1 protein-coding gene is annotated in these 1,773 nt (G+C 40.7%); it reads left to right on the top strand.

What is annotated here, in order from left to right:
- Positions 1-455 precede the first annotated feature (455 nt).
- Positions 456-1,307 (top strand): phage tail protein, encoded by an 852-nt coding sequence (locus tag PSI23_RS21250; protein ID WP_273556942.1) that lies wholly within the window; start codon positions 456-458, stop codon positions 1,305-1,307.
- Positions 1,308-1,773: the final 466 nt, after the last annotated feature.

The following is a 1,773-nucleotide window of genomic DNA, read 5'->3' as shown; positions in this document are numbered from 1 at the left end:
ATACCTGCATTATCCAGCTTATTAATTTCAGACATAAATCCCTCACTTAGGTCAGATTTTCACCTCAATCGGATTCTTACTAGAGCAAGGCTTATAATTTGAAAGGTGATGCGCGATTCAGCGAGGGGTATATTTGAAGTTTGGTGCTGATAGTGAATGCCCTTTATTGAACATAGGGTATTAATTGTTCCGATATGAGAATTCCTATATCTGATTATTCAATAACCTGTACAGCTTCCGCATTGCATTAATTTTGATCACTAGTGGGGCAGTTTTTATTAATTTCCCGCCTGTCATTTTATGCCATTCTGCCATCAAAACATGCCATTCAGATTAAATTCAAGCCGTACTCTCCAGTATTGATGAACCGACTTTATTGATGTTCACCGGCGGTGAAGTAACCCGCCTTCATGTTATTTAGCAATACACATTGTTGATTAAATGAGGGATTAAGTATGAGTATTCAAAATAATAAGCCTGATACACCATGCCCTTGTGACTGTGATCTTTTCGTGGTACCCAGTCGTAATTATGTAAAAGAATCTATTGAAGAACACGCCCAAAGCCGTAATCATCCCAATGCAACACTGCAAGATAAGGGATTTGTTGTCCTGAGCAATGATGTCGGTAGTGATAGTGAAACTATGGCGGCAACACCAAAAGCAGTGAAAGTGACGTATAATTTGGCTAATACAGCCAATCAGAATGCCAGTAATGCAAATGACAATGCCAATACTCGTTTAGCAAAAGATCAGAATGGAGCTGATATACCTGATAAAAAAGAGTTTGTTAAGAACCTTGGAATAGAGTCATTAATGGAAGGATTGTCTTTACCTGTCGGCGTTCCTGTTCCTTGGCCTACAGAAACACCGCCAGAAGGCTGGCTGATATGTAACGGTAACTCGTTTGATACAGTCAGATATCCGAAACTTGCTCTTGCTTATCCCTCTGGTGTACTACCCGATTTGCGAGGGGAGTTTATTCGCGGCTGGGATAATGGGCGAGGAGCGGACGCTGGGCGACATCTGCTTTCTAATCAAACGGCAGATATCGCGCCACATAGCCACAGAATTCACCGTATGTGGTCCAGCTCAACTGCTGGAGCCGAGAATTTAGGTACAGGGAACCGCATTTTCAATAGTGTCCACGAAAACATTAACTACGGAGCAGATCCCCGAGGATTGGGTATTGCTGTCGGAATGGGTTCTGGTGGTTATGGTTACATGGATAATGCGGTTGCTAATTCAACAGGAACAGAAACCCGTCCTCGTAACATCGCATTCAATTACATTGTCAGAGCGGCTTAATTCTAACTAATACCTTTTAACTCGCTTCTATCCTTACTTTTACTACTCAGATTGGATAATTTTTTAGGTCTCCAGACACGGACGTCTAAATGACACATTCCGTGAATACCACATACCCACAACCGCACATGCATGACATCAAAATACAAAGATTTGTCAGTATCCTGTCCTCATGTTTCCAGTGTCAGAATGAAGGCTTTACCTGATGAATAATAAGCCCCATATTGATTACTCACTCCTCAGCTTCCTTTCATCATACCTCATCAAACGGCGATATCTCATGATATTGCCGCTTCCTGTCTGTCGTTAATTTATAGTGAATTTTATTGTTTCTTATTTTGCATCATTAATTTGCTTTGTTGCATATATTGCAATAATATGGCTGTATAAATTATCAGCGACAGAGAGATGGAATATGGAATTTATAGCGACAGATGAATGGCAAAAAATAGAAGTGAAATCAGGT

The sequence above is a fragment of the Xenorhabdus yunnanensis genome (genome assembly GCF_028598805.1).
GTDB classification, from domain to species: Bacteria; Pseudomonadota; Gammaproteobacteria; order Enterobacterales; family Enterobacteriaceae; genus Xenorhabdus; species Xenorhabdus yunnanensis.
The sequence above is the reverse complement of the archived record's forward strand: the minus strand, read 5'-3'. Positions and strand labels throughout refer to the sequence as shown.

Excerpts from the sequence above, each read along its gene's own strand:
- PSI23_RS21250 (WP_273556942.1), top strand. The coding sequence starts at position 456 with ATGAGTATTCAAAATAATAAGCCTGATACACCATGCCCTTGTGACTGT.